The sequence below is a fragment of the Inquilinus sp. CA228 genome (assembly GCF_052078665.1).
GTDB lineage: Bacteria > Pseudomonadota > Alphaproteobacteria > DSM-16000 > Inquilinaceae > Inquilinus.
Genome location: NZ_JBQJIK010000158.1, coordinates 1 through 4,506, shown reverse-complemented (window position 1 = coordinate 4,506; position 4,506 = coordinate 1). Strand labels below are relative to the sequence as shown.

Below are 4,506 nucleotides of genomic sequence, written 5' to 3'. Positions count from 1 at the left end.
GCCCAGGGCGATGTCCTGGTCGCCGTCGAGAACCTCTCGGGCAGCCAGGGCGGCGACAGCCTGATCGGCAGCGCCGGCGCCAATGTGCTCCAGGGCAACGCCGGTGACGATGTGCTCCGCGGCGGCGCCGGGGCCGACCGGCTCGACGGCGGCACCGGCACCGACACCGCCAGCTGGTTCACCGGCTCGGCCGGGGTCACGGTGAACCTCACGACCGGCCTCGGCAGCGGCGGCGACGCCCAGGGCGACACCCTGCTCGGCATCGAGAACCTTTCCGGCAGCCAAGGCAACGACAGCCTGGTCGGGTCGACCGGCGCCAATGTGCTGCAGGGCTGGAACGGCAACGACGTGCTCACCGGGGCCGGCGGGAAGGACACGCTCACCGGCGGCGCCGGGGCGGACGGTTTCGTCTACGGCGGCGCGGCGGAAAGCCCGGTCGGGGCCGGGGCCGACCGGATCACCGATTTCAGCCGGGCCCAGGCGGACAGGATCGACCTGTCGGCGATCGACGCGAACACCGTGGCCGCCGGGAACCAGGCCTTCAGTTTCATCGGCGGTGCCCTCTACACCGGCGTCGCCGGGCAGCTCCGGACCTCGGCGGTCGGCGGCGTCACCACCATCGCCGGCGACGTCAACGGCGATTCGGTGTCCGACTTCCACATCCAGCTCACCGGCACCATCGCCCTCGCGGCGACGGACTTCGTGCTGTAGCCGGTCCCGGCGCCGCCGGGGCGGCGGCCCAATCAGCCCGGCGCCCGGCTTGGGCCGGCGCTACCCGTGCCTAATGGCGATGGTCTTGGTCACGCTGAAATGGTCCAGCCCCTCCATCGCCTTCTCGCGGCCGAAGCCGGAGCGCTTCATGCCGCCGAAGGGCAGCTCGACGCCGCCGCCGGCGCCGTAGTTGTTGACGAAGACCTGGCCGGCCCGGACCCGGCGGGCGCAGCGCAGCTGGCGGGCGCCGTCGCGGGTCCAGACCCCGGCAACCAGGCCGAACTCGGTGCCGTTGGCCAGGCGGATCGCCTCCTCCTCGTCGCGGAAGCGCAGCACCGCCAGCACCGGGCCGAACACCTCCTCCTGCGCCAGCGGATGGCCGGGCGGGACGTCGCCGATCAGGGTCGGCACCTGGTAGAAGCCGCCGGCCGGGGCGTTCGGGGAGAGGCGGCCTTCGGCCAGCACCGGCAGCCCATCCGCCCGGGCGCGGTCGAGATGGCCGCGCACCCGCTCCTGCTGCCGGGCGCTGATCAGCGGGCCGCAATCCGGGTCGCGGTCCCAGGGGCCGGTCTCCAGCGCCTTGAAGCGCTCTCCCAATGCTGCCAGGAACGCGTCGGCGATGCCGTCCTGCAGCAGCAGGCGGCTGCCGGCGGAGCAGGTCTGGCCGGCATTCTGCACGATCGCCGCGGTGACGAAGGGCAGGGCGGCCTCGGCATCGGCATCGTCGAACACCAGTTGCGGCGACTTGCCGCCCAGCTCCATCGTCACCGGCCGGTTGAACGTCGCGGCCGCGGCCTGGATCGCGGCGCCGGTGGCGGGCGAGCCGGTGAAGCTGATGTGGTCGATGCCGGGATGCGACGCCAGGGCCGCCCCGGCCTCGGCGCCCAGGCCGGTGACCACGTTCAGCGCGCCCGGCGGCAGCCCGGCCTCCAGCGCCAGTTGGGCGATCCGCAGCGGCGTCAGGCAGGCATCCTCGGCCGGCTTCAGCACGCAGGCATTGCCCGCGGCCAGCGCCCCGCCGATGGTGCGGCCGAAGATCTGCGCCGGGTAATTCCACGGGATGACGTGGCCGGTGATGCCGTAGGGCTCCTTCACCGTCAGCACGGTGTAGCCGTCGAGGTACGGCAGGGTGGTGCCGTGATGCTTGTCGCAGGCGCCGCCGTAGAACTCGAAATAGCGGGCGCAGGCGGTGATGTCGGCCTTGGCCTGCTTCACCGGCTTGCCGGCATCGGCAGCCTCGAGTCGCCACAGCGTCTCGAAATCCGCCTCAATGGCGCGGCCGATGCGGGTCAGGATGCGGCCACGCTCGACCGCCGGCATCCGGCCCCAGGGCCCGTCGTCGAAGGCCCGGCGCGCGGCCCGCACCGCGGCGTCGATCTCGGCCGCGCCGCCGCAGGCGAGGCTGTCGAACGCCGCCCCGGTCGACGGGTCGATCACCGGGATGGTGCGGCCATCCTCCGCGCCGTTCCAAATTCCATCGATCAGAATCGTTTTCGGACCTATCATGGCATTCTTTCTGTCTCTGGACCGTTCGTCGTGGCGGGGCAGGCTCGGCACGTCGTTGCGTTTAAGACGAATTCTTGTTGCGGGCTATTGTTGAAGATGGATGCCTCCCTAGGCCACGATATCGCCATGGCGCCCCTCGCTGAACCGCAGGCGGCCGACCCCGCCGCCGTGCTCCTGGTCGAGGACATGCCGGCGCTGGCGCGGCTCTACATCGAGACCTTGGCCAAGGCAGGCATCGCCGTCGATCATGCCGAGACCGGGGCCGACGCGCTCGCGGCGCTGGCGAAGGGGCGCTATGCGACCGTGCTGCTCGACCTGAACCTGCCGGACATGAACGGCATGGAGATCCTGCAGCATATCCGCGAGCAGCAGATCCCGGTGGCGGCAATCGTGATCACCGCCCATGGCTCGGTCAACATCGCGGTCGAGGCGATGCGGCTCGGCGCCTTCGACTTCCTGGTCAAGCCCTTCCCCGGCGACCGGCTGACGGTGACCGTCCGCAACACGCTGGAGCGGATGCGGCTGCAGCGCGAGGTCGAAGCCTGGCGCGAGGATCTCGGCCGCGACCGCTACTACGGCTTCATCGGCCGGTCGCTGGCGATGCAGGCGGTGTACCGGATCATCGATTCGGCGGCGGCGTCGAAGGCCACCGTGTTCGTCACCGGCGAGAGCGGCACCGGCAAGGAGCTGTGCGCCGAGGCCGTGCACCGCCGCAGCCCGCGGCACGACCACCCCTTCGTGGCGCTGAACTGCGGCGCCATACCGCGCGACCTGATGGAATCGGAGATCTTCGGCCATGTGAAGGGCGCCTTCACCGGCGCGGTGGCCGATCGTGAGGGCGCCGCGGTCCGGGCCGATGGCGGCACCCTGTTCCTGGACGAGATCTGCGAGCTGCCGGCGGAGCTGCAGACCAAGCTGCTGCGCTTCCTGCAGACCGGGCAGGTGACGGCGGTCGGCGGCAGCCGCGAGCGCAAGGTCGATCTGCGCATCGTCTGCGCCACCAACCGCGACCCGGCCGAGGAGGTGCGCCTGGGACGGTTCCGCGAGGACCTGTACTATCGCCTGCTGGTGATCCCGGTGATCCTGCCGCCGCTGCGCGAGCGCGAGGACGACGTGCTGCTGATCGCGCGCCAGTTCCTGCACGACTACGCGGCGGAGGAGGGCAAGAGCTTCAGCGATTTCGACCTCGAGGTGGCGGAGGATCTGCAGCGCTACGCCTGGCCGGGCAATGTCCGCCAGCTGCAGAACGTGATCCGCAACATCGTCGTGCTGCATGACGGGACGCTGGTGACCCGGGCGATGCTGCCGTCGCCGGTGCGGACCCTGATCCCGGCGGCCCAGCCCAGCCGCCCGGCGGTCGAGCCGCCGCCGGGCGTCGCGAACGGCAAGGGATCGTCGGTCCGGCCGCTGTGGATGATCGAGAAGGATGCGATCGAGGACGCGATCGCGGCCTGCGACGGCAATGTGCCGCGCGCCGCGGCGCTGCTCGGCATCAGCGCCTCGACCATCTACCGCAAGCGGCTGAACTGGGAGGCCGAGGGCCGCGGCTAGCCTCGCGGCGGCGGGTAGACCAGGCGGAAGCGCTCGCAGAACACCGGCATGTCGAGCGCCGGCTGGCGGCCGATCTCGGCGCAGCGGCGGCCGAAAAAGCTCCAATGCGCGTCGCGCCAGAAGGCGAGCGAACGGTCGCCTTCACCCTCGTCATGGGCGAAGGCGGCGTCGACCTGGTCGAAGGGCAGCACCCGCACCTCGACCGTCTGCAGCACGCAATGCGGCGTGCCGGCGAAGTCGGTGATCAGGCTGTGGCCGCCCGGCTTCGGCGTGCCGGCCTCGTCGGCGCCCCAGACCAGCCCGGCGGTCGCGGTCTTGGTGCCGGCCAGAACCAGGTCCAGCAGCTCGCGCGCCAGCGCCTCGCTGTCGCCGAAATACCAGAGGTCGTAGCGCTCGGGCAGGCCGAGCTCGGGGCGGGTGCGGCGGAGATCCCGCCACCAGGATTCGGCGATGTCGGTCACGGTCGGCTCCTCCTGTGCGGGCCGACCCGGGGCCGGCCCTCAGGCGCGGCGCGGCACAGGCCGGCGGCAGAACAGCTCGGTCGTATACAGCATCAGCGCCACGGCGGGGAAGGCGAGGCCGACCCAGCTGACCAGCGACCAGCCGCCCGTGCTGAAGGTGCCGCTGGCGATGGCGGAGCCGATGGCGCCGCCGGCGAAGGCGCCGCAGGCGACCGCCATCAGGAACATCATCGCCGGCGTGATCGCCGGGGCGGCAGGATGCGCGCGCTCGCCCATG

The 4,506-nt window shown here is 71.7% G+C and carries 4 protein-coding genes and 1 pseudogene; 2 read left to right on the top strand and 3 right to left on the bottom strand.

Going from position 1 to position 4,506, the window contains the following annotated elements; all coding sequences use genetic code 11:
- Window positions 1-711: M10 family metallopeptidase C-terminal domain-containing protein (locus tag ACTOWL_RS37550; RefSeq protein ID WP_441326408.1), on the top strand; the 711-nt coding region annotated here is incomplete at its 5' end.
- A 60-nt stretch (window positions 712-771) separates the two neighbouring features.
- Here the strand turns inward: ACTOWL_RS37550 and ACTOWL_RS37545 are convergent.
- Window positions 772-2,217, bottom strand: coding sequence for an aldehyde dehydrogenase family protein (locus ACTOWL_RS37545; protein ID WP_441326407.1), 1,446 nt, complete (start codon window positions 2,215-2,217; stop codon window positions 772-774).
- A gap of 126 nt (window positions 2,218-2,343) precedes the next feature.
- Between ACTOWL_RS37545 and ACTOWL_RS37540 the strand changes: the two genes are divergently transcribed.
- A complete protein-coding gene (locus ACTOWL_RS37540; protein ID WP_441326406.1) occupies window positions 2,344-3,768 on the top strand; it encodes a sigma-54-dependent transcriptional regulator in 1,425 nt (474 codons plus the stop codon).
- Here the strand turns inward: ACTOWL_RS37540 and ACTOWL_RS37535 are convergent.
- Window positions 3,765-4,229 carry an ASCH domain-containing protein gene (locus ACTOWL_RS37535; protein ID WP_441326405.1) on the bottom strand — a complete coding sequence of 155 codons (465 nt, stop codon included), beginning with the start codon at window positions 4,227-4,229 and terminating at the stop codon, window positions 3,765-3,767. The two genes, ACTOWL_RS37540 and ACTOWL_RS37535, sit on opposite strands and share 4 nt — an antisense overlap.
- Window positions 4,230-4,268: 39 nt before the next feature.
- A pseudogene (locus ACTOWL_RS37530) lies at window positions 4,269-4,506 on the bottom strand (MFS transporter); the annotation flags it as partial.